This window comes from Nitrosomonas aestuarii, from assembly GCF_003046585.1.
Lineage (GTDB): Bacteria > Pseudomonadota > Gammaproteobacteria > Burkholderiales > Nitrosomonadaceae > Nitrosomonas > Nitrosomonas aestuarii.
On record NZ_QAAE01000005.1, the window covers coordinates 187,402 to 208,021 of the forward strand.

The following is a 20,620-nucleotide window of genomic DNA, read 5'->3' on the forward strand; positions in this document are numbered from 1 at the left end:
CATCAATAATATCCAATAATTAATATGCACCTGACACCCTCACAACTGGACAAGGCGGTTATCGCCATACGTACGCTATTGCCCCTGGAATATCCGGCGGATGCCATTTTAAGGCGTTTTTTCCAGGAAAACCCAAAACTCGGCGCATACGACCGGACATTTATCGCAGAAACCGCCTTTGGCATTTTACGTCACAGGTTATTTCTGGAGCATATCGTTGATTCAGTTACTCCCCGCTCATTATTGCTGGCTTATCTGGTTCGATTCCAGGGCGTGAATTTACGGGAACTGAAAGCATGGGCCAGGGAATCCGAAATAAAATGGCTGCCGAGCATTAAAGCCGTCAAAATAGTATCTCAGCCACTGTCAATTCAGGCTGAACTTCCGGATTGGCTGGTGGAAAAATTACAACATTTTATGCCGGATGCAGAGATTCTGAACTTGGGACTCTCACTGCAGAAAACAGCACCGCTGGACTTGCGTGTAAACACATTGCTGGCAAAACGCGAACAGGTTCTCGAAGCACTGCTACAGGATGATATCCGAGCCGAACTTATGCCTTTTTCTCCCTGTGGCATCCGTCTGCTTGATAAACCCGCGATTAATCGACATCCACTTTTCCTGTCAGGCAAGATTGAAGTACAGGATGAAGGCAGCCAGTTACTTGGCTATTTACTGGCGCCAAAGCGTGGCGAGATGGTGGCTGATTTTTGTGCCGGTGCAGGCGGCAAAACGTTGCTACTCGGCACATTGATGCACTCAAAAGGCCGTCTGTATGCCTTTGACGTCTCAGAGAAGCGGCTTAACAATTTAAAACCGCGTCTTAAACGCTCAGGTCTGTCCAATATCCATATTCAACGCATTGTCAACGAAAACGATCTTAAAATTAAGCGCCTATCTGGAAAATTTGACCGCGTGTTGGTCGATGCGCCCTGCAGCGGTCTGGGTACATTGCGCCGCAATCCTGATTTAAAATGGCGCCAGTCTGCGCAAAGCATAGTGGAATTGAAAGCAAAGCAAGCTTCGATCCTCTCGGCAGCGGCCGGCCTGCTTAAACCGGGTGGACGACTGGTATATGCCACCTGCAGTTTTCTACCCGAAGAAAACCAGGAAATCATTGCAGATTTCAGGACAAAAAATCCGGAATTTGATTTACTCAACTGCTCCGAATTGCTGGCGGAACAGCGGATTACTGTCAATACCGGCGAATTCCTTCAGTTGTCTCCGTTGACACACCAGACGGATGGTTTTTTTGCTGCAACTCTAGCACGCAAAAAACCATAACTCTAATCAACAACATAATACTTTAAACAATTAGTCAGGTTGTTGCTTCTTATCTACAGCATGCAACAATACGGGCAAAATGATTAGTACACAAATCAATGTTAACACCACACCGGCAAGGAGCAGTAATCCCATACTAGCTGTACCCTGGTGCTGTGAAAAGATCAGGCTGCCAAATCCGGCCATTGTAGTGAGCGCGCTATAAAAGATAGCGCGCGTGGTACTGGTATACAGCAAATTCTCATATGCTTCATCGGTATTACGGCTTCTGTGCACCATGTGCACGCTGCAATCAATCCCAATACCAAGTATCAACGGCAAAGCGATCACATTTGCAAAGTTGAACGGCACGTCGAGCAACACGGTTATTGCACCGGTAAACAGTGCCGCCAGCAGTAACGGTGCCATGACCAGCACCGTCGATTTCACACTCCTGAGCAGTACCAGCAACGCAACTACAACACCAATAAGTGCCAGTGAGAAAGCATGAATAAATGCATCGACCACGGCCATCCCGGCTTCTAGACTGATAACAGGTACGCCCGTCGCACCCGGTGCTATCTCCTGTACAGCACGCACGAACCGTTTCAATGCATCATTGTCATTGATGTTTTCAGCTGGATAAATCGCAATGCGGTAAATATCATTACTGCTTTGCCAATGTATCTTGACTGAATCAGGAATATCCTGCTGCGCGAAAGACCTCGCTTCCAGTGCAAGTTGCAGACGATGAATGGACTCCGGCAGCAAATGCAACAAGTCCTGATCAACAGCGAATAACAATTTCTCCCGCGACTCACGCCCATTCAGTCCATTAAGTTGTAATAGTAAATTTGTCAACGATTGTTGCAGTGCGCGCGCCGAATCTGCGGCAGGGTGTGCCGGTTGTTCAATCAGAAACCTGTTTAAGGTATGTTGCAAATCCTGCAACGCTGAAAGCTGCATATCCACATTGATATGTTGCTGGATAATTGGTGCAAATGATATCGGGCCAAGCGTCATCGCCATTTCCTCGATAAGTCGAATTTTTTCTTCCTGACTGTCAGGTACAAAATCCAGAATGGTGACGACTTTATCCACCTCCTGCAGCCCGGAAAGTTTTTTAACAAGCTGCTCAGCTTCGTTGCGGTCATCTGCAAGCGCAATAATATGCCAGGGTGAATCATCGGCATTTTCCAATAAATCGCGGAAGGTTTCGACCGATTCGACACGCGGATCATTCAGATTGAGTAAATTATAGTCAAACCGGATCTGCGGCAGCGCCATAATCGAGGACAGCACAGCGATCGTCGTGAGTACAAGAACACTTTTGCGCGCATGCGCAGGCCATTCCAGCGCCGCATGCACCGGCCGAATTGAAATAAGCGGTTTAATCAGTGGTATTGGAAAAAAGCGTTGCAGTGCCGGGACGATCGTCAGCGTTACCAGCAAACTGATCACCATACCTGAACCGGAAATCAAGCCAAGTTCGGCAACACCATCATAAGTTGTCGGTATAAATGCATAAAAACCAATCGCGGTAGTGACCGCACAAATCAACAGAGCCCGCCCGATATCGCCACTGGCTACCGGTAATGTTTTCATAACAGGCTGGCCGGATCTTCTGACTTCTTCATGCCGCAATAAAAAATGGATGGCGTAATCGACACCCAAACCGATATACAATACCGCAAAAGCAATTGAAATCAGATTCAAATGACCGACCGCGAAAGTCGCGAAAGCAGCTGTCAATAAAAGACCCAAAACAAGGCTGAACATAACCGTTATGATTGCACCAGCCGTACGTACCGCCATTAACAATACCAAGATGACCAATACCAGTGCCAAAATACCTGCATCCTGTGCGCCGCGCATGGCGCTGTGGAGTTCATCATATGCAAGCGCCGCTTCCCCCGTAATGCGTAATTTCTCAGGTGCACCTTGTGTTAACCCAAGTTCCACTGCTGCCTCACGAATTACTTTCAGCGGTTGTTCAGCAGCAAACAATTGTGCATAGTCATGTTTGGGCCTGGCCAGTATGAGTTCCTGATATAGATCAGCTTGTTCCTCGCCATCGAACAATATTTGCCAAGATAATGCATGGGGAGAGCCCGCAAACCTGGCATCCAGGGTTGAAGTAATACCGTTGAAAACGGCTGTCAGGTTCAGGTTTCTGCCATTTCTGAGCTCATCGACCGCTTCGGTCAGTACAGACGCAAATGTATCCAGAGTGGGATTCAATGCAAGACGCGCAATCAGAGGTTGTGCAGCAGCCAGGCGATCGGTGATTTTCTCCAGCTCGGGAATACTTTTATAGAGCAAACCATTCTGTTCAAAAAAAAGGGCGCCACTTAAATAACTCGCTTCGTAAAAATGAACTTTATCTCTCTGCAAATAGGCGGTCAATTTCTTAGCAGCGGCATGCGCTTGTTCAGGTGTCGGCGCATCAACAACCAGCAGCAAGGCATCTTCATATTGTGGAAATGCTTCTTTATAGCGCTTGTGATTCACGCGAAAAGGTACATCCTCAGACAGCATATCAGTAGTGTCCGTATGTACACCCAGGTTATTTGCGGTATATACAACACTGAATCCTGCAATGACAATTGCAAAAAAAATGACCCAGATAGCTTTTTGATAGGAAAATGCTGCCCAGCGGGCAAAAAAGCGGTAGCTCGCGCCATTTGAAATGTCCACGAAAAGTCCTTTTAAGCTTTAGGAATGAAAGTGGCGATGATTATTCTGTATGCTCCGCTTCTGAGATTTTTTCTTTCAACATACCAATCAATGACTGAAAACCTTCACGTTGTATAATTGATCGATATTCACTGCGTTTGATGGCCAGATCACTGACACCGTCAAACAAAATATTAATAATCATCCAGTGTTCCGCCGGTTGATGCAATACGTAATCAAAATTGACTATACCGCCGTCACCCTTGATAAGTTGACTACGAACCAGTTTCTGATGCCGTGGCAAGTCGCGTTGTTCTAGAAACTTGAATTGCTCTTCACTATACTGTTTAAATTGTCCGGCATAAGTCGCGATACTGAGTTGCCGGAATGTTTCTATAATCAAATCCTGTTGCACCTGATCCAGTTCGTGCCAAAGTGTTGCGCCAAGAATTGTTTTGATGATCATTTCAATATCATGCGTTCGATCGACAACCGGGGTTAATGACGCCAAACGTCCCGAGTAATCCAGTTGCTCACCTTCTCGCATAACCTGTAATAAAGACTGCTGCAAGTCATGTACAACGGCATGCGCGCTACCAGGTTCCGGCTCATCCGTATTGGCTGCACTGACTAAAGAAATGGCCAGCGACATCATTAAGATACTGACTAAAATCAGTATTCGTTGCATTTTGTTAACTACCTTTCTTGCTTTCATATTGACGATCTTTCCAGCGAGCACGCTCTCCACGCCAGTACCGTATTGCTGAAGTCCATGTCATGGCGAGATATAACGTACCAATAACAGGCAATGCAAACACCCAGAGCGGTGAACGGTGGTAATAAATCAAAGTCGGTCTGTAGGCTAAAAGCATAGCCGTCCATGCTAATGCACTGATCATATAAGTTTTCTGATCGGGCAGCAATACAAATGTAAATGGCGCGAACCAGAACATGGCTACCATAGTGATGGTACACATCATCAATAAAATAAGTGAATAATTGAGTTGGGTATATGCCGTACGCGATACCATTTCCCAGATAGTTTCAAGCTTATGATAACCACGATGACTGTAGGCTGCGTGACTTAATCCAATCCATGTGTTACTGCCCGTTTGTTTGATACGCGCCGCCAGCGTGCAATCATCAATCAATGCGTCATAAAGACTGCCAAAGGCACCGACTGCATGTAACGCCTGCGTTTCAACCAGTATGCACCCACCGGCGGCAGCCGCCATTTGTGAATCCGATTTGTTCGCCAGACCAAATGGATAAAGCAATTTAAAGAAAAAAATAAACGCGGGCATAAGCAGGCGTTCAATGGTATTATCCATGGACGGTGCGGCCATTAGCGAGACCAGCGTATGCTTATCGGTTTCCGCTTTTTCTCGCAAAGCTGCAATAATGCCGGGGGATAATGCAATATCCGCATCAAGTAATAACGTATACTGTGAGCGGACTTCACGCAAGCCTTGTTCAAGCGCCCAAAGCTTGCCACTCCATCCTGTCGGCGGCGGCGTGCCAGTAATTACCCGCGCGCCTTTTTCTCGGGCCAGTTGTGCCGTATCATCGACTGACTGATCGTCAACCACAATGATCTGCAGACCTTCGCCCTGCACCTTAACATTTTCTAGTGTACGCTGAATATAAGCAGCTTCATTGCGGGCCGGAATCAGTACTGTGATGTTACTCAGATTTTGACTGAACTGAACTTCATGTTTGAGTTCGATCTGTTCACGCGTACTTGTAGGTCGCCAGGGAAGCAACAACACCGCCCCCCAGAAAACAGTTCCAAGTACAGCTCCAAACACAGCACCGGTTAACATCAATTCAGTCACGAACGCTCACTTGGCGCAAGCATATGCACTCCTACCATCTACAGCACATAATCAGCCTATTTATTAGAAATTGTGACAGGAATATCAGCCAGTTTTTTTCCTTTTTTGTCTTCTTTAGCAATCCATTGTGGAACAGGTTCCGCAACCATTTCGCCGGTTGTTCTAGGCCCTTTAACAGCAGCCACAAGCGCTTTCCAGGGATTGCGCAACGTATCTTCTACTGCGGTTGCTTCGTATCCACAATGCGCCATACACTGGGCGCATTTTGGATTACTGGCGTTGCCGTACTTTTCCCAGGGCGTGCTGTCGAGTAACTCCTGGAATGTTTCAACATAACCTTCATCAGCCAACAGGTAACAGGGTTTCTGCCAACCAAAAACATTGCGTGTCGGATTTCCCCAGGGCGTACATTTGTAATCCTGGTTACCTGCCAGAAAATCCAGATAAAGTGCCGAATGATTAAGCCGCCATTTTCGCTTGAGTTTTTTGCCCAGCTCAAAAATGCCACGGAATAGTTTTTTGGTATCAGCGCCTTTAATAAAAACATCCTGCTTCGGTGCATGCTCATAACTGAACCCGGGTGCGATAGTTGCGCCTTCAACACCCAAGTCCATTGCATAATCTAAAAACTCAACGACGTCTCCCGGTGTTTCTCCCTGAAACAAGGTGCAATTGACGGTTACTCGGAATCCTTTATCAAGTGCCAGCTTGATGGCTTCTACTGCGCGATCAAATACACCTTCCTGGCAAACTGATGCATCATGTCTTTCCTTCATACCATCCAGGTGCACTGAAAAATTCAGATACGGCGATGGTGTATAGTCGTCGATTCTTTTTTTGAGAAGTAACGCATTGGTACAAAGGTAAACATATTTTTTACGCTTAATAATGCCTTCAACAATTTGTGGCATTTCTTTGTGCAACAAAGGTTCGCCTCCAGGAATCGAAACCATAGGTGCACCACATTCATCAACGGCCTGCATACATTCTTCATAAGACAACCGTTTGTCTAGAATTTCTTCTGGATGCGCTATTTTCCCACAACCAGCACATGCCAAATTACAGCGAAATAGCGGTTCAAGCATTAACACCAGCGGATATTTTTTAACACCTTTGATTTTTTGCTTAATCAGATAACTGCCTACCGCAATCTGTTGACGTAACGGAACTCCCATGGACAAAACCTCCAAAAGCTTCAATTAATTGACTAATTAATTATTAGTCACATATAAAAATCCCCAGCCGACAATTTAATTTCTCATATGCAAATTATGAAATTAATATTTAATGGTAATTGAGAAATTGAATTGAATACCGAACCAGGAATTGTGTTGTTTTATTTTATATTGTTACCGAAAGGACTGATTATTTATAATTTCTACTTAAGGTATTATATCTCAAACTTGCTTTGAGACTATAGATGAGCGATGAGAATTTTTTTAGTTATATCAACAAAGTCTTAGCAAAGCAACTGATTCAACACTAGGTTATCGATAATAACCCAAGTGCAAGCCGTTCTGAGTATTTTGTATGAATACAACACTTCAATACTTTGCTATCGACTCTTTGATAATAATAGCAATATTTGTTTAATTAAAGGATACATTTGCCAAGGGTCAGGCAGAACCCATTGTTCTACAGTCCCTTGACAAGCAATGTATTTAACACTACGTAGATGGCTAATACTCCACCCCGAGTGCACGCAAGGTTTCTTTGGTTAACTCACCCGCAGCAAGATTGTTTTCTTGTTGAAAATTTTTAATAGCCTGTAGTGTTTTCGGCCCACTGATACCGTCTACCGGCCCTGGATTATAACCCGAATTAACAAGTGCTTGCTGAACGCGACGCGTCAAATCAGGCGTCGCCGTCACAACTTCCTCAGCATCTTCAAATACGTCGGCAACAGGCTCAACAATCGCTGTTGAAACATCTTCTTGCATGTCTCCGATTGCGCTCTGAGCATCGGCAACATTCTCATCTACATAATCTTTCATGATGTCTGTAGTTTCAGTGGTTACTTCCTGAGCAGCATCGATGGCATTATTTGCTGAATCAGATAATTCATCCAGAATTCCTTCCATTGAACCCGTTTCTTCTTCAACACCTGTTTCATCCAATGTTTCTATGCGTTCCATATCGTCCAAACTCATGACAGGCTCAGATTCAATGATCGTTTCTACACTTTGAATTGGTTCGTCTGTAATGACTTCTTTGCTTTCCGTTACCGCATCTTCCACATCATCACCACAACCGGATAGTAATCCGGCTGTGCACAAAAGTATTACACCTGTAGATAATATTCTGATTTTGCGTGATTTCATTGATACCCTCCATACATGTAGAAACATAGACATAAACCGTAATTTAAAATGATGTTGCATAAATTATATAATGCTCACATTCTTTTTTTTATAATATATTTAATTCCTTCAATACTTTACTTAACCGAGCATAGAAAAATAATCAAACTCACTTCCATCAATATAGACTAATTTATATTGCAACAAATTACCAATTTTTTTATTCCTTTCAATTATAAAAAACCTATTTGACCGCACATGAAAACATATTCTCCAAGTAAGAAACAATTATGTTTAGTAGGTGGCGGTCATAGCCATGTGACTGTTATCAGGCAACTGGCCCTAAAACCCCTGTCCGGCATACATGTAACCTTAATAAGCCCTGATATATTCACACCATATTCAGGTATGCTGCCCGGATTGATTGCGGGTCATTATACGCATCAAGACTGCCATATTAATCTACATCGACTTTGCCGTTGGGCAGGTATTCAATTTCATCGCGGCTTCGTTAAACGGATTAACCCCGATCTTCGTGAACTGTCCTGCACTCAACACCCGCCAAGCAAATACGACTTACTTTCGATAAATATTGGCTCTCAACCCGCCATAGAGAATATTCTGGGCGCGAATACCTTTGGATATACCATTAAACCAATCAATAATTTTTTACATCACTGGCAACGGTGGCTGAAATTTTGCGCCAAATCAAAACAAAAACAGCATATTGTTGTAGTCGGCGGTGGGGCAGCTGGTGTTGAAGTATTGCTAGCCATGCATTACCGTTTACGAAACACCACATCAATTAACGCCGCATTCACGCTAATTTGTTCAGATAACACAATTCTTCCTTCACATAATCCTGCAGTACAAGCTTTTTTTTTACGACATTTTCAATCTTTGAATATCAGAATTATAAAAAACAGTTTTGTTGCATCCATAGACAGACAACAGTTACACTTAATGGATGAATCCTCTATTGATTATGATTTTACAGTATGGGCAATCCATGCGGGCGCACAAACTTGGCCAGCAATGAGTGGATTAAAATGTGACAATCATGGCTTTATCGAAGTCGATCAATTTTTACGCAGCACTTCTCATCCAAATATTTTTGCCGCGGGTGACAGTGCCGCCTTTACACCGCGCAATTTACCCAAAGCCGGCGTCTATGCTGTGCGCCAGGGCTCTGTACTTTTCAATAATATTTTGGCCACATTTAAGCAACAACCACTCGCTCCTTTCAAGCCACAACAACGCTTTTTGAGTCTGCTAACCACAGGTGGACATCATGCTGTTGCCTCACGCGACTTCATTTTTTTTCAGGGAAAATGGGTTTGGTACTGGAAAAACCACATCGATCAGAGCTTTATGAATCGTTTCAAAATATAGCCTTGAACTGCGTACCAATGTCTTTAATTTATTTAAATGGGCCGTTAACAACCTGTTAGATATAAATGAAAACCGAACATTTCGTTGGTGGTGGCAGCAAAAAGATTAATTCCCAAGTCCACCACCGATCAGTTTGATGACATATACTTCGTAAAGCTTAGGAAATAATCATGTGAAATTCAATTCACATCGCATGCAAACCATAATGAGCATCAGCAGGATGCAGCACAACATTTTGTGCAAATCGGGCTGACTGTTGTTTTGGTACAACACGCGACGAATATTGCCTTGACAGGTAAAACCACCTTATATAAGCTGCGCTTTGGTCAAATATGACACACTTATTTTAAGAATATTAAGAGATGTCAGCGGTCAGCGTTTGAGTAGGAATTTTCCAGCCAGTAAAAACAGAATCAATAAGGGCATATAATCAAACTTGGCACGCACTATCAAAATTCCTTGCTATGGGAAGCAAGATGAAAAGTATAAGTTATATTACTTCGAGGGGAAGATCTTGAGTTCGACAATAACCAAGTTGAACGCTCCGCTAACGCAAGCGTTTGATTTTCAGCCTTCAAGCGAATTACAAATAATACCAACACCGACGCGCAATACGCTCGCGCAACAATTGGCAGGGTTCGATACCCTGACAAATGCACTTGAATACGCTGCGCAGGGGATAACAGGATATAACTTTTATGATGCGAAAGGTAATTTACGTTCGGTTTTATCTTACAATTTGCTTAGACAAAACGCGCGTGCATTAGCACAGCGCCTATCCGGTTTTAACCTGATACGCGGCAGTCGGGTTGCTATAATTGCCGACACATCACCTGAATTTGTAGAGTTATTCTTTGCCTGCCGCTACGCCGGTTTGGTTCCTTTCGCAATGCCAGTGCCAGTTAATCTTGGCAGTCACGGAATTTATGTGCAGCAATTGAAAGGCATGCTGGATAGCAGTGAAGCAAGCTTGGCATTTGCAAACATTGACTATATTAATTTCCTTGAAGAAGCTTCTGCAAAAATATCAAATCTCAAATGGACCGGCACACCTGCCCAGTTAAGAGAATTACCCGCAAAAGATGTTGCGTTGGAACCCAACAGCCCTAATGAAGTTGCCTATCTGCAGTTTACATCGGGAAGTACGCGTATGCCGCGTGGTGTTGTTATTACTGAACATGCGCTCATGTGTAACCTGCAAGGAATTGTTCGCAACGGACTAGAAATAAAACCTGATGACCGCTCTGCTTCCTGGTTACCTTTTTATCATGATATGGGACTGGTAGGTCTGGTGTTAGCACCTATGGTTACTCAGATATCAGTGGACTATCTTGCAACGCGCGACTTTGCAATTCGTCCGCTACAATGGTTAAAACTGATTAGCCGCAATCGCTGCACTGTTGCTTTTAGTCAACCTTTTGGACTCAAGTTATGCACCATGCGTGTACGCGAGTCAGACTTAAAGGAGCTTGATCTCAGCTGTTGGCGCGCTGCGGGTATCGGTGCCGAAATGATTCGGCCGGATACACTAAGAAATTTTGCGGATAAGTTTTCATCTGCCGGTTTTAAAAGTAATGCTTTTCTACCTTGTTATGGTCTTGCTGAATCGACGTTAGCCGTTACATTTTCAAAAATCGGCAGTGGATTCCACAGCATACAGATTGACACCAAAACACTTATTGATAAAAGAATGGCCGTTAGATTGCAAACTGCGGGGCGCAAGTACAATGAGTTTGTAAACTGTGGACAGCCTCTTCCTGGCCATACCGTCAAGGTTGTTGATGAAAATGGATTACAAATAGAAGAAAGAATGGTGGGCAGCGTTCTGGTACAGGGCGCAAGTATCATGACTGGTTACTATAATAATCCTAAAGAAACCCAAAAGGCCTTAAAGCCTGATAATTGGCTTGATACCGGAGATATTGGCTTCTTATACGAGGGCGATCTATATATAACGGGACGCCGGACAGATGTCATTATTGTTAATGGACGCAATATTCGAGCTCAAGATATTGAGGAACTTGCAGAACAACAACCCGAAGTTAGATCAAGAGAAGCATCCGCTTTTGGCGTTAATGATACAGCTGGCACAACAACCATTGTACTGGTTATTGAATGCAGATTGACATCTGCAACAGAGCGTAACTCGTTAATAAAACGATTGCAGCAACTTGTTTATATGGCTTTTGGTGTTAACTGTATTGTAGAACTCGTTTCACCACATACATTACCGAGGACATCGTCAGGTAAATTATCGCGCTTTGCTGCACGTCAGGGCTATATACAACGTACAAACCTGAATGACCAACTATCTGTGGTTGAATCCGGAGATCGCTAAGTTATCATGCAAAAATTAGTAGCAGTTACAGGCGCTACTGGTTTTATTGGTCATAGATTGATTAGCAAGCTTGCCAGTGATGGCTGGACAATCAAAGCACTCACACGGAAAAAAAAAGAAAATACAAATGCCATACAATGGATAAATGGTGATTTAGGAAATTTATCGGCATTAGCTGATCTTACTCAGGATATTTCAGCAATTGTCCATTGTGCTGGCGCAGTAAGAGGTCGTTCGTTTGATGAGTTTGTTCATACAAATGTTGATGGAACCCAAAATTTACTTCACATCGCTACTGAGCGAAACCAACGTCCTCGCTTTTTATTTATTTCCTCATTAGCAGCCAGACAACCAGATTTATCTTGGTATGCTCAGAGCAAGCACTTGGCCGAGCAACAGATTATCAATCATTCCACTGATCTGCCCTGGACAATTTTTCGTCCGACTGCAGTTTACGGTCCTGGTGACGAAGAACTAAAGCCGCTTTTCAAAGCAACCCGCAGAGGCCTGCTACCTGTTGTAGGAAAACCGAATAATCGATTTGGACTTATTCACGTTGATGATCTGGTAGCTGCAATTCAGATCTGGCTGAATACTGAAGCACCCTGCAACGACATTTTTGAGCTAGATGACGGCATGCCAAATGGCTATAGTTTTGAATCTCTGGCAAGCCTAGCACAAGAAGTATGGAAAAAACCTGTTCGTTGTATCAAGATCCCACACTCATTCATTAAAAATGTCGCTATATTGAATCTCTGGTTAGCACGCATTTTTAATTATTCCCCCATGTTAACACCTGGAAAAGTTAAAGAGCTGCAACATAGTGACTGGGTATGTGATAATACACCACTCATGCATGCATTGCCTGGCTGGAAGCCTAGAGTTCATTTGCATGAATCGTTACCATTAATTATTTAACACCAAGGACTTATAGATAGGTTCTCATGATCTATGACAGAATGTAATTATGATGAAATTATGCAGCTACTCTGTGATCGCTTAAGCACTTTAACAAGCTCCGAAACTGCTATAACAGCTGATACTAACCTCATCAGTGAGTTATCAATTGATTCAATTAAGTTGCTAAACCTTATTATGGAAATTGAAGATTCATTTGATATCTCTATCCCCATAAATGCACTGGCTGACGTACAAACAGTTCATGAACTTGCCAGTCTCATATCAAGAATTAAATCAGCGCACTAAATGAATTTACTTGAAAAACTTGATGCAGCTGCTGCTGTAAGAAAATCGTTATTACCCGATGGTGTAGGTGCTTTTGGAATCCCAATTGAAGAAGTTTACTCTGCAACCGAAGCCAGAATTGGCGATCGTCGTGTACTTTTACTCGGAACAAATAACTATCTGGGCTTAACCTTTTCACCTGAATGTATACAAGCTGCACATGAAGCACTAGATACAGAAGGTACAGGTACAACTGGGTCGCGAATGGCCAATGGCAGTTATTCTGGTCACCGTGCGCTTGAGCAAGAATTTGCCAATTTCTATGAGTGCTGTACAGGCATAGTGTTTACAACCGGCTATCAAGCCAATCTGGGTACTATATCAGGCCTGGTTGGTCGCGGCGATACTGTTCTGATAGATAGTGACTCACATGCCAGTATCTATGACGGTTGCATTCTGAGCGGAGCAGAAATTATCCGTTTCAGACATAATGACATGATCGATATGGAAAAACGTCTGCGTCGTCTAGGAGACCGAACAACAACCACATTGATCATTGTCGAAGGCATATATAGCATGCTGGGTGACCAAGCACCCTTGGCAGAGATTGTGCAACTAAAGAACAAATACAACTGCACACTATTACTCGATGAAGCCCATTCTCTGGGCGTTTTGGGCGAAACAGGGCAAGGCTTGGTTGAAAAAACAGGATTGCTGAAAGAAATCGATTTTATCACGGGCACATTCAGCAAAAGTTTGTGTAGTATAGGTGGATTTTGTGTCAGCAACCATCCACAACTAGACCAGTTACGTTATATTAGCCATCCCTATATTTTTACTGCATCGCCCTCGCCCGCAACAATCGCATCAACACGGGCTGCACTTAAGTTATTGCGAAATGGCAGTAACTTGCGAAAGCAGCTGTGGAAGAATTGCACGCAACTTTATACGCATCTTAATACGGTTGGATATAGGCTTGGTCCTGAACCAGGCCCAGTAATTGCGGCGATACTCGACAACCCTCGTCAAGCGCTACAACTTTGGCACGGATTATTAGAACATAATATTTACGTGAACCTGATTCTACCTCCTGCGGCTCCGGATGGAAAATCGTTGGTACGTTGCAGCGTCAATGCAGCACATACTAATGAGCAAATAGCTCATGTGGGTGCGACATTTGAAAAACTCTATCAACAGTTTTTAGTTGCCTGAGCATCAAAAGGAATGAAAATTAATCCTATATATTTTACACTTATAATCGGGAATGAGTTTGTATCTATCGTAAACTGATAACAGGCCAATCATTCTCATCGGCATGCTTTCTTAATGTAGCATCTGGGTCAACGGCAACTGGATGAGTAACCTTACTCAACAATGGCAAATCGTTCAATGAATCACTGTAAAACCAGCTTTGTAAAAATGATAACCAAGTAAGATTATGCTGGCTCAGCCAGCTCTCTAGGCGATCAATTTTTCCTTCTCTAAAACAGGGGATACCAGTAACCTTACCGGTAAATTCGCCATCTTTTTCTTCCGGTTCTGTAGCAATCAAATTAGTAATACCTAAAGTCAGAGCAATCGGTGCAGTCACAAAACTGTTTGTTGCAGTAATAATAATACAAAGATCACCATCCAGCATATGCCCTTCTATCAATTTACGCGTACCTGGCGAAATCAATGGCACGATCTTTTTAGTGATAAACTCGCGCCGCCATTCTTCTAACTGATATCGTGGATGCCGTGACAACGGCTTGAGCTGGAAATCCAAAAATTCGTGAATATCCAACGTACCTGCCTTATATTGCTCGTAAAATTCGAGATTTCGTGCTTCATGTAATTCACGATCAAGCGCTTTCTTTTCAATTAAAAATTGTGCCCACTCAAAATCACTGTCACCTGCGATTAAGGTATTATCCAAATCAAATAATGCTAATTTCATGATAATTAATTATCTTTCTAAGATATTCCATGTAACAACTTTCTTAATAAAGGAATGGTAATTTGGCGCTGGTGAACTAATGAATATCGATCTAATGCATCCAGTGTCATCATGAGTGATGACAAATCTCGTTTGACATGGCGCAGCAAATACCAGCAAATTTCTTTTCGCAAATTAAAGCCGCGCTCAATTGCATGCCGTTGCAGGGCTTCAATTTTTTCTTCCTCTGTTAGTTCATGAACCTGATAAACAAGCCCCCATCCTAACCGAGTCACCAAGTCCTGCCGAAGATTCAACTGTGCAGGTGCCAATGAACCACTTACCAACAGAAAAGTATTTCCTTCCTCCCGTATTTGATTATATACGTTAAACAATGCAACTTGCGCATCGTCGTGCAAGCGTTCAACGTCATCAATAGCCACACAACCAAGATTATCAGTAAACCTGAATTCAGGTGTTAATTCAGCGGGAAAATAATGGGCGACAGATTGTCTTTGCAGAAAATAATCGATGACAGCCTGCAACAGATGACTCTTCCCACATCCTAATCTCCCCCAGATATAAACAAAGTGTTCTTTTTCCTCAGCGCGAATGACTCTTTTAAGCATCTGTAACAGCTCAAGATTACGACCCGGCACAAAATTAGCTAATGAAGGTCCTACTGACGGCTTAATATCTAGTAATAATTGCGTCATTGACTATACAGAAATTTGCGTTTATTGAAGGCATGTTTTCCAAAAAGTATTTCAAACTATCTATTCAGGTTAATTGGTTTGTTAATTGTACAAATCACTTTCAAGATAGCGTTGCTGAATATGCCGCAGCCAAACCAATAAAACTGCACTCACTGGTAACGCCATCAGAATTCCAAAAAATCCAAACAACTGTCCGAACGCGAGCAATGCAAAAATAACTATAACCGGGTGCAAGCCAATTCTATCGCCCACTAACCATGGTGTTATTATCATACCTTCTACTAATTGCCCCATTGCAAAAACAATCCACACCGGTACAATTTCCGCCCAGCCCTGAAACTGCATGAAGGCTGCTAATGTAGCTAGAGTCAGTCCTACAATCGTTCCTAGATATGGTACAAAAACCAGAAGTCCTGCTACAAGTCCAATCGGCAAAGCAAATTCTAATCCAACTAACCATAATCCAGTAATATAAATATTGCTCATGATAAAAATCACAGACAATTGCCCACGCAGATACTGCGCCAAAATACGGTCAGTTTCCCGGGCCAATGTTGCAACCTGATCATGCCAGTAACGCGGCACTATTCCATCGATTTGTTTAATTATTTGATTCCAATCACGTAATAAATAAAATAGCACGACTGGAACAAGTAATAGATTTACAAAAAATTCGACGATTGCCATACCACCGCTCGTTAATGAAGGGAGCATTTTTGCTGCTATCCCACCCGCACTTTTCCAGTGCTCGGATACTGCTTGTTTCAGTGAATTAATGTCGGGTTGCAAACTCAAATTCAACCGGGCTTCAAGCCAAGGGATTACTTGATTTCTTAAAATATCTATATATACAGGCATTTTTTCTATTAGACGATTTGATTCCTTCTCGAATAATGGCACCATAATTAGAACCAATGCCGCAAATATACTCAACAATAGAAACATGATTAATATTGCACCAATTGTCCGGGGAATTTTAAATGCAGCCATACGAGTAACCACAGGATTACAAATATAAGCAATCACAGCTGCCAACAGAAAAGGGGTGAGGATTGGGCTTAGCAGATAAATAAGGACACCTGTCGCAGTGGCCAGCAATAACCACCATAAATAATGTAAATCTTTAGACTGACCTTCTACACTCATTCATCTTTCCATCAGAAAATTGCTTATCTTTGATAATGAAAACGAAAATAGATCGGTGGAATCATTGTTAACAAACTCAGATGCACTGTGTTTATACGGTGATTTTATCACCTCAAAATTCCATTTGATGTCTTTTAATTACAAAAAATATCCTGTAATGGCTCAACACCTTTCTCTCCAAATAATCAAACAAGCTTCGCGCATTTAGAACTAAAAAGTCCTTTACGTAATAACGCATCCATACCCACGTAACATTTGTAACAATATAAGTTTAACTGTTTAACAAGCATGCTGTGGGAGGGTGTTCAAGATTCTTTGTCAACCTACAAATTATCTGCCGTACTCTGCTTAATGAGCTGCTTCAACCGGTAACCGATCGACACCATGGGAGTCGATCGGCTGCCCGTTTTCAGCGGCATTATATAAAATTCCCAACCATTTTCTAAATCCCGTGCTGTATCCAGACACCCTTCAAAATACATCGCCAGCTGTAATAATGTTTGGAAAGGGCATTGTCCATTTCCTGCTGGCGTTCTTAATGCCGACATACAGTAGCTTAAGCAAACTATTCTTGTTCGGAAATCCGCCTTTCGTTTTTGTAAGTTTGCGAAACTGACGATAGATCGCCTCTATGGTATTTGTCGTATACATAACACGGCGTATCGGTTCAGAGAATTTAAAGAGTACCGATTAATCTCCCATTTGTTTCACCAGGATTTGATCACAGTGGGATACTGTTCTCTATATTTGGCTTCCAGCGCATCAAGTGCATCTTCAGTACATCCCTGGTCTGTGCTTTGTATACCGGTCTTAAAGCAGCCATGAAAGCTTTGTGATTCTTTGACGCGACATATTTCATCGAATGGTGTATGTGATGATTGATGCACAGTCGAATCCTTGTTTTTGGAAAAATACTTTAATCGCTTCAGGAAAATCTGTAAGAGCGTCTACGGCAGCAATAAAGATAACCTATACGCCGAATATTCAGATTTTTCTATACAGCCAGCCAGAATCGAACGCTTACGCATTCCGACAATGACAACCCCAGGATTTTCTTGTGGCCTCTCAGCGTATTCAGCGGAAAAATAACCTGTGACCGATTTCACGGTTTTAGATGTTGATCCATCTTTGCGGTTCGATACATCGCCGGATTCAATAGGCTGTTCAAGTTCTGCCGCTAATGCAGCTTAATCAGCGGTATTGATGTGCCATTCTTGCTATGCAGATCCTGCAATATTTAACGCTGACGGCTCTTCTTCAAAATTGAATTCTGGTTTAGTCCTGCTCATCTGTCACTCCTCCGAGATTTCATCATAAGGGAATGATACAGAATTTTTAATACTCTCGTCCTCCAGAATATAACCGGGTTCATGAGGCATCTCTATTGACAAATTTCTTGGGCAGCATAAATCGAAAAAAAACCGGTACACCGACTGTCTTGCGACAGTGGTGTACCGGCGTTGTTACTAACCTGCTTTTAGAGTCTGGTAAAGACTGGAATTACAGCGCCAGCAATACTGTTAATATAACGATTGCCTTCTTCATCCCATGTCATCAACAAACCACCAAAACGGCTTTCAGGATCACCCAGCAAAGCCATCAAACGCTGTACTTCCCACAATGCGTCTTTGGCTTCCAATTTAACTTCACGGGTTTCTCCCGGCTGAATCGCAGCATCATCATCCAGTGTCAGTCCGGTTGCCACCAGCTCTCTTGGATAATCAGGATCAAGGTGCTCACGTCCCAGTGCGTTTACAAAACGTACACCTGCTGTCGTAAACTCACCAATATTCACGCCTGTATCACCATTGTTGGTAATGTCCATGGTAATACGTAACGCGCGCCCTGGTACGTCATAGTTAGCATGTGTAACTTTGATCGCAACTGGATTCGGCTCAATTGGTAACGGATCTACTTTGGATTCACCAGCCTGAATTGGAATGGTGTACGGATGTACGCTTTCTGTATAACGATAACCACCCCATACCAGCGCACACGTCAGAATTGCAACACCCCACGCCAGTTTACGATCAAACGGATCCAGCAGCAGTTCGTCACCATACGCTAACAGTACACGACTGCGTGGCAGAAACATCGGACGTGCCACGAAAGCACCAATCCAGAAAATGCCTATGCCTGTCCACAGTACGTGCCAGAAAATACCATTGGCAAAGTTGAATGTTTCTGTGTCAATGGTCTCACCTGTCAGTGTTTTAACAGGGTTGGTAAAATCATCCCAGCTGCCTGTGATGTTCATCCATGAGGCAGGACCTGCAATTGGACCCGCATCTTTTACGTTAACCATCGCGTGCATGTGATGACGGCCAGGTATACGTGCTTTCAGCTTGACTTCAAATTCATAGTCACGACCAATTACCAGTGGCCCTGAAATGAATGTCGGTTCGCCATTCAGTTTGGTGCTCAAACGCACAAACACCGGACTTGGGCTACCAACGTTGAAGAACGCACGTTCTGGCTTACCTACCGCACGCGGCCAATCTTCCGCCAGGTGAAACTTACCTGTCATCCACGCTATGTCATTAACTTTGGTGACCTTAGGCTCCCATTTCATGTCATACCATTGGATACTACGCATGCGCAAGAATGGCTCTTGTGAACGTTCTCCATGCGCTGCTACCGGTGTTACGTCTACTGCTACTGTCAGCGCCAGTGTCGCGGCACCTACTGCTGCGCCATAAAGACCCATGACCCCCAGTTTAACGATATTTCTTATTTTCATTATCTAATCCCCTCTGCAAATCCTTTTTCACCATACGCTGTAACGTCGTGTTTCATTGAGATACGGCCTCTTTCGCCTTTAACATAGAAGAAAGCGGTGCAATAGATTTTGCCTAAGTACCACCATACACAGAACATCAGCATGGATACAAAGGCCGAGAAGAATGCTGCAATCACCGTGGTGTGACCACCAAACGTTCGTAACGATCCCTGTTCAATCAAACGCACATATTCCGGTGTACCTGTACGTACATACAGAAAACCTGTGTAATCAGCTACTGAAAGCAATACACCTTCAACAACTACTGGCAGATGGGTTGGTCCAAAGATCGGCCAGTTGCCCGGATAAAAGAACAAGCCCCAGAATCCACCACCCAGTAACGCTGTAATCAACCAGTTACCAGTCAGTAACATGATCGTATCCAGCATCAATGCACCGGGTATCATGGTTGACGGTAATACAAAGTTGATCGGGTAGTGCGACCACCAGTAGAAGCCCCAGTAGCGGGTCAGCCACTCACCTGTCAACAGGCACACAATGCACAGTGTCGCTCCATACGGTAAACGGTAGTTCACCCATAAATAATACATCAAGGCCGCACAATACATAACACCCACTATCGGCGTTACTACCGGCCACCATTGACGGTCTTTCCAGTCAAGCCAAAAATCCCAGTCACCTGCCAACAGCATAAAGTGCATATGGAATGTGCCAACCAGTAATATACAAAGAATTGGAAAATAAACCGCATCAATGTATCTGGACATCTTGACTGCTTCGGGCGGCATTTTCGCCGCTGCTATAATTTCGTCTGTTCTGCTCACTAGACTCTCCCTTCGTTTGTTTCGTGTTGTGATATTAATTTTGAAAACATGACGATTCCTTTACTGTCTCTTACTACCTCTCTTCGAGCGGAAAGCATATAACTCCCTTATCCGCTTACCGCTCTATTCGAGTATCACCCCCGCTTACGCAAGGGTGATATATAGTCTAGCTTAGATTAAGGAACAATCCGGTTGTTGAGTATTTCTTTACTTTGACCATTCCAGATCACGTCTGTCAGGTTAGAGTAACGGGTGATAATCTGTGCTGCAATACCACCTGAGAACAA

At 43.3% G+C, this 20,620-nt stretch carries 16 protein-coding genes and 2 pseudogenes; 6 read left to right on the forward strand and 12 right to left on the reverse strand.

Annotated elements, in window-relative coordinates:
- Positions 1-24 precede the first annotated feature (24 nt).
- The gene (locus C8R11_RS06560) at positions 25-1,284 is read left to right on the forward strand and encodes an RsmB/NOP family class I SAM-dependent RNA methyltransferase (RefSeq protein WP_107795002.1); all 1,260 of its coding nucleotides are present in this window, start codon (positions 25-27) and stop codon (positions 1,282-1,284) included.
- A 30-nt stretch (positions 1,285-1,314) separates the two neighbouring features.
- Here the strand turns inward: C8R11_RS06560 and C8R11_RS06565 are convergent, their stop codons facing one another.
- From C8R11_RS06565 to C8R11_RS06585, 5 genes are all read right to left on the reverse strand, one after another.
- Positions 1,315-3,960, reverse strand: a complete 2,646-nt coding sequence (locus C8R11_RS06565; RefSeq protein ID WP_107795003.1) for an MMPL family transporter — start codon at positions 3,958-3,960, stop codon at positions 1,315-1,317.
- A 40-nt stretch (positions 3,961-4,000) separates the two neighbouring features.
- Positions 4,001-4,627: an ABC transporter substrate-binding protein gene (locus tag C8R11_RS06570; RefSeq protein WP_244907575.1), complete on the reverse strand. Its 627-nt coding sequence runs from the start codon at positions 4,625-4,627 to the stop codon at positions 4,001-4,003.
- A gap of 4 nt (positions 4,628-4,631) precedes the next feature.
- Complete coding sequence (locus tag C8R11_RS06575; protein ID WP_244907576.1) at positions 4,632-5,774, reverse strand: glycosyltransferase; 1,143 nt, start codon at positions 5,772-5,774, stop codon at positions 4,632-4,634.
- Between the two features lie 56 nt (positions 5,775-5,830).
- Positions 5,831-6,949: an adenosyl-hopene transferase HpnH gene (gene hpnH, locus C8R11_RS06580; protein WP_107795004.1), complete on the reverse strand. Its 1,119-nt coding sequence runs from the start codon at positions 6,947-6,949 to the stop codon at positions 5,831-5,833.
- 504 nt (positions 6,950-7,453) lie between these two features.
- Positions 7,454-8,095: a peptidoglycan-binding domain-containing protein gene (locus tag C8R11_RS06585; RefSeq protein ID WP_244907577.1), complete on the reverse strand. Its 642-nt coding sequence runs from the start codon at positions 8,093-8,095 to the stop codon at positions 7,454-7,456.
- 237 nt (positions 8,096-8,332) lie between these two features.
- On the opposite strand from C8R11_RS06585, the gene C8R11_RS06590 reads away from it, so the two are divergent.
- The 5 genes from C8R11_RS06590 (at position 8,333) to spt (ending at position 14,201) form a co-directional block, all read left to right on the forward strand.
- Positions 8,333-9,466 carry an FAD-dependent oxidoreductase gene (locus C8R11_RS06590; RefSeq protein WP_107795005.1) on the forward strand — a complete coding sequence of 378 codons (1,134 nt, stop codon included), beginning with the start codon at positions 8,333-8,335 and terminating at the stop codon, positions 9,464-9,466.
- A 514-nt stretch (positions 9,467-9,980) separates the two neighbouring features.
- The gene (locus C8R11_RS06595) at positions 9,981-11,804 is read left to right on the forward strand and encodes a fatty acyl-AMP ligase (protein ID WP_107795006.1); all 1,824 of its coding nucleotides are present in this window, start codon (positions 9,981-9,983) and stop codon (positions 11,802-11,804) included.
- 6 nt (positions 11,805-11,810) lie between these two features.
- Positions 11,811-12,722 (forward strand): NAD-dependent epimerase/dehydratase family protein, encoded by a 912-nt coding sequence (locus C8R11_RS06600; protein ID WP_107795007.1) that lies wholly within the window; start codon positions 11,811-11,813, stop codon positions 12,720-12,722.
- 33 nt (positions 12,723-12,755) lie between these two features.
- The gene (locus C8R11_RS06605) at positions 12,756-13,010 is read left to right on the forward strand and encodes an acyl carrier protein (RefSeq protein ID WP_107795008.1); all 255 of its coding nucleotides are present in this window, start codon (positions 12,756-12,758) and stop codon (positions 13,008-13,010) included.
- Positions 13,011-14,201, forward strand: coding sequence for a serine palmitoyltransferase (spt, locus tag C8R11_RS06610; protein ID WP_107795009.1), 1,191 nt, complete (start codon positions 13,011-13,013; stop codon positions 14,199-14,201).
- A gap of 64 nt (positions 14,202-14,265) precedes the next feature.
- On the opposite strand, the gene C8R11_RS06615 is transcribed toward spt, so the two are convergent.
- From C8R11_RS06615 to C8R11_RS17055, 7 genes and pseudogenes are all read right to left on the reverse strand, one after another.
- Positions 14,266-14,928 (reverse strand): histidinol-phosphatase, encoded by a 663-nt coding sequence (locus tag C8R11_RS06615; RefSeq protein ID WP_107795010.1) that lies wholly within the window; start codon positions 14,926-14,928, stop codon positions 14,266-14,268.
- Positions 14,929-14,945: 17 nt separating this feature from the next.
- On the reverse strand, positions 14,946-15,623 hold the full coding sequence (hda, locus tag C8R11_RS06620; protein ID WP_107795011.1) for a DnaA regulatory inactivator Hda: 678 nt from the start codon (positions 15,621-15,623) through the stop codon (positions 14,946-14,948).
- Positions 15,624-15,704: 81 nt separating this feature from the next.
- Positions 15,705-16,769, reverse strand: a complete 1,065-nt coding sequence (locus C8R11_RS06625) for an AI-2E family transporter (protein ID WP_107795012.1) — start codon at positions 16,767-16,769, stop codon at positions 15,705-15,707.
- 443 nt (positions 16,770-17,212) lie between these two features.
- Positions 17,213-17,838 (reverse strand): annotated as a pseudogene (locus C8R11_RS17130) (IS256 family transposase); the annotation flags it as partial.
- Between the two features lie 408 nt (positions 17,839-18,246).
- Entirely contained in the window at positions 18,247-19,509 is a 1,263-nt protein-coding gene (locus tag C8R11_RS06640; protein WP_090697476.1) for a methane monooxygenase/ammonia monooxygenase subunit B, read from the reverse strand.
- Positions 19,509-20,333, reverse strand: coding sequence for a methane monooxygenase/ammonia monooxygenase subunit A (locus C8R11_RS06645; protein WP_090697473.1), 825 nt, complete (start codon positions 20,331-20,333; stop codon positions 19,509-19,511). Before C8R11_RS06645 ends, C8R11_RS06640 begins: the two co-directional genes overlap by 1 nt.
- Before the next feature lie 176 nt (positions 20,334-20,509).
- Positions 20,510-20,620: pseudogene (locus C8R11_RS17055) on the reverse strand (methane monooxygenase/ammonia monooxygenase subunit C); the annotation flags it as partial.

What these genes read in the sequence shown, in the direction of transcription:
- hda (WP_107795011.1), bottom strand. Translation starts at nt 15,623, where the DNA reads ATGACGCAATTATTACTAGATATTAAGCCGTCAGTAGGACCTTCATTA.
- C8R11_RS06600 (WP_107795007.1), top strand. Translation starts at nt 11,811, where the DNA reads ATGCAAAAATTAGTAGCAGTTACAGGCGCTACTGGTTTTATTGGTCAT.
- C8R11_RS06560 (WP_107795002.1), top strand. Translation starts at nt 25, where the DNA reads ATGCACCTGACACCCTCACAACTGGACAAGGCGGTTATCGCCATACGT.
- spt (WP_107795009.1), top strand. Translation starts at nt 13,011, where the DNA reads ATGAATTTACTTGAAAAACTTGATGCAGCTGCTGCTGTAAGAAAATCG.
- C8R11_RS06640 (WP_090697476.1), bottom strand. Translation starts at nt 19,509, where the DNA reads ATGAAAATAAGAAATATCGTTAAACTGGGGGTCATGGGTCTTTATGGC.
- C8R11_RS06615 (WP_107795010.1), bottom strand. Translation starts at nt 14,928, where the DNA reads ATGAAATTAGCATTATTTGATTTGGATAATACCTTAATCGCAGGTGAC.
- C8R11_RS06625 (WP_107795012.1), bottom strand. Translation starts at nt 16,769, where the DNA reads ATGAGTGTAGAAGGTCAGTCTAAAGATTTACATTATTTATGGTGGTTA.
- C8R11_RS06590 (WP_107795005.1), top strand. Translation starts at nt 8,333, where the DNA reads ATGAAAACATATTCTCCAAGTAAGAAACAATTATGTTTAGTAGGTGGC.
- hpnH (WP_107795004.1), bottom strand. Translation starts at nt 6,949, where the DNA reads ATGGGAGTTCCGTTACGTCAACAGATTGCGGTAGGCAGTTATCTGATT.
- C8R11_RS06605 (WP_107795008.1), top strand. Translation starts at nt 12,756, where the DNA reads ATGACAGAATGTAATTATGATGAAATTATGCAGCTACTCTGTGATCGC.
- C8R11_RS06570 (WP_244907575.1), bottom strand. Translation starts at nt 4,627, where the DNA reads ATGCAACGAATACTGATTTTAGTCAGTATCTTAATGATGTCGCTGGCC.
- C8R11_RS06585 (WP_244907577.1), bottom strand. Translation starts at nt 8,095, where the DNA reads ATGAAATCACGCAAAATCAGAATATTATCTACAGGTGTAATACTTTTG.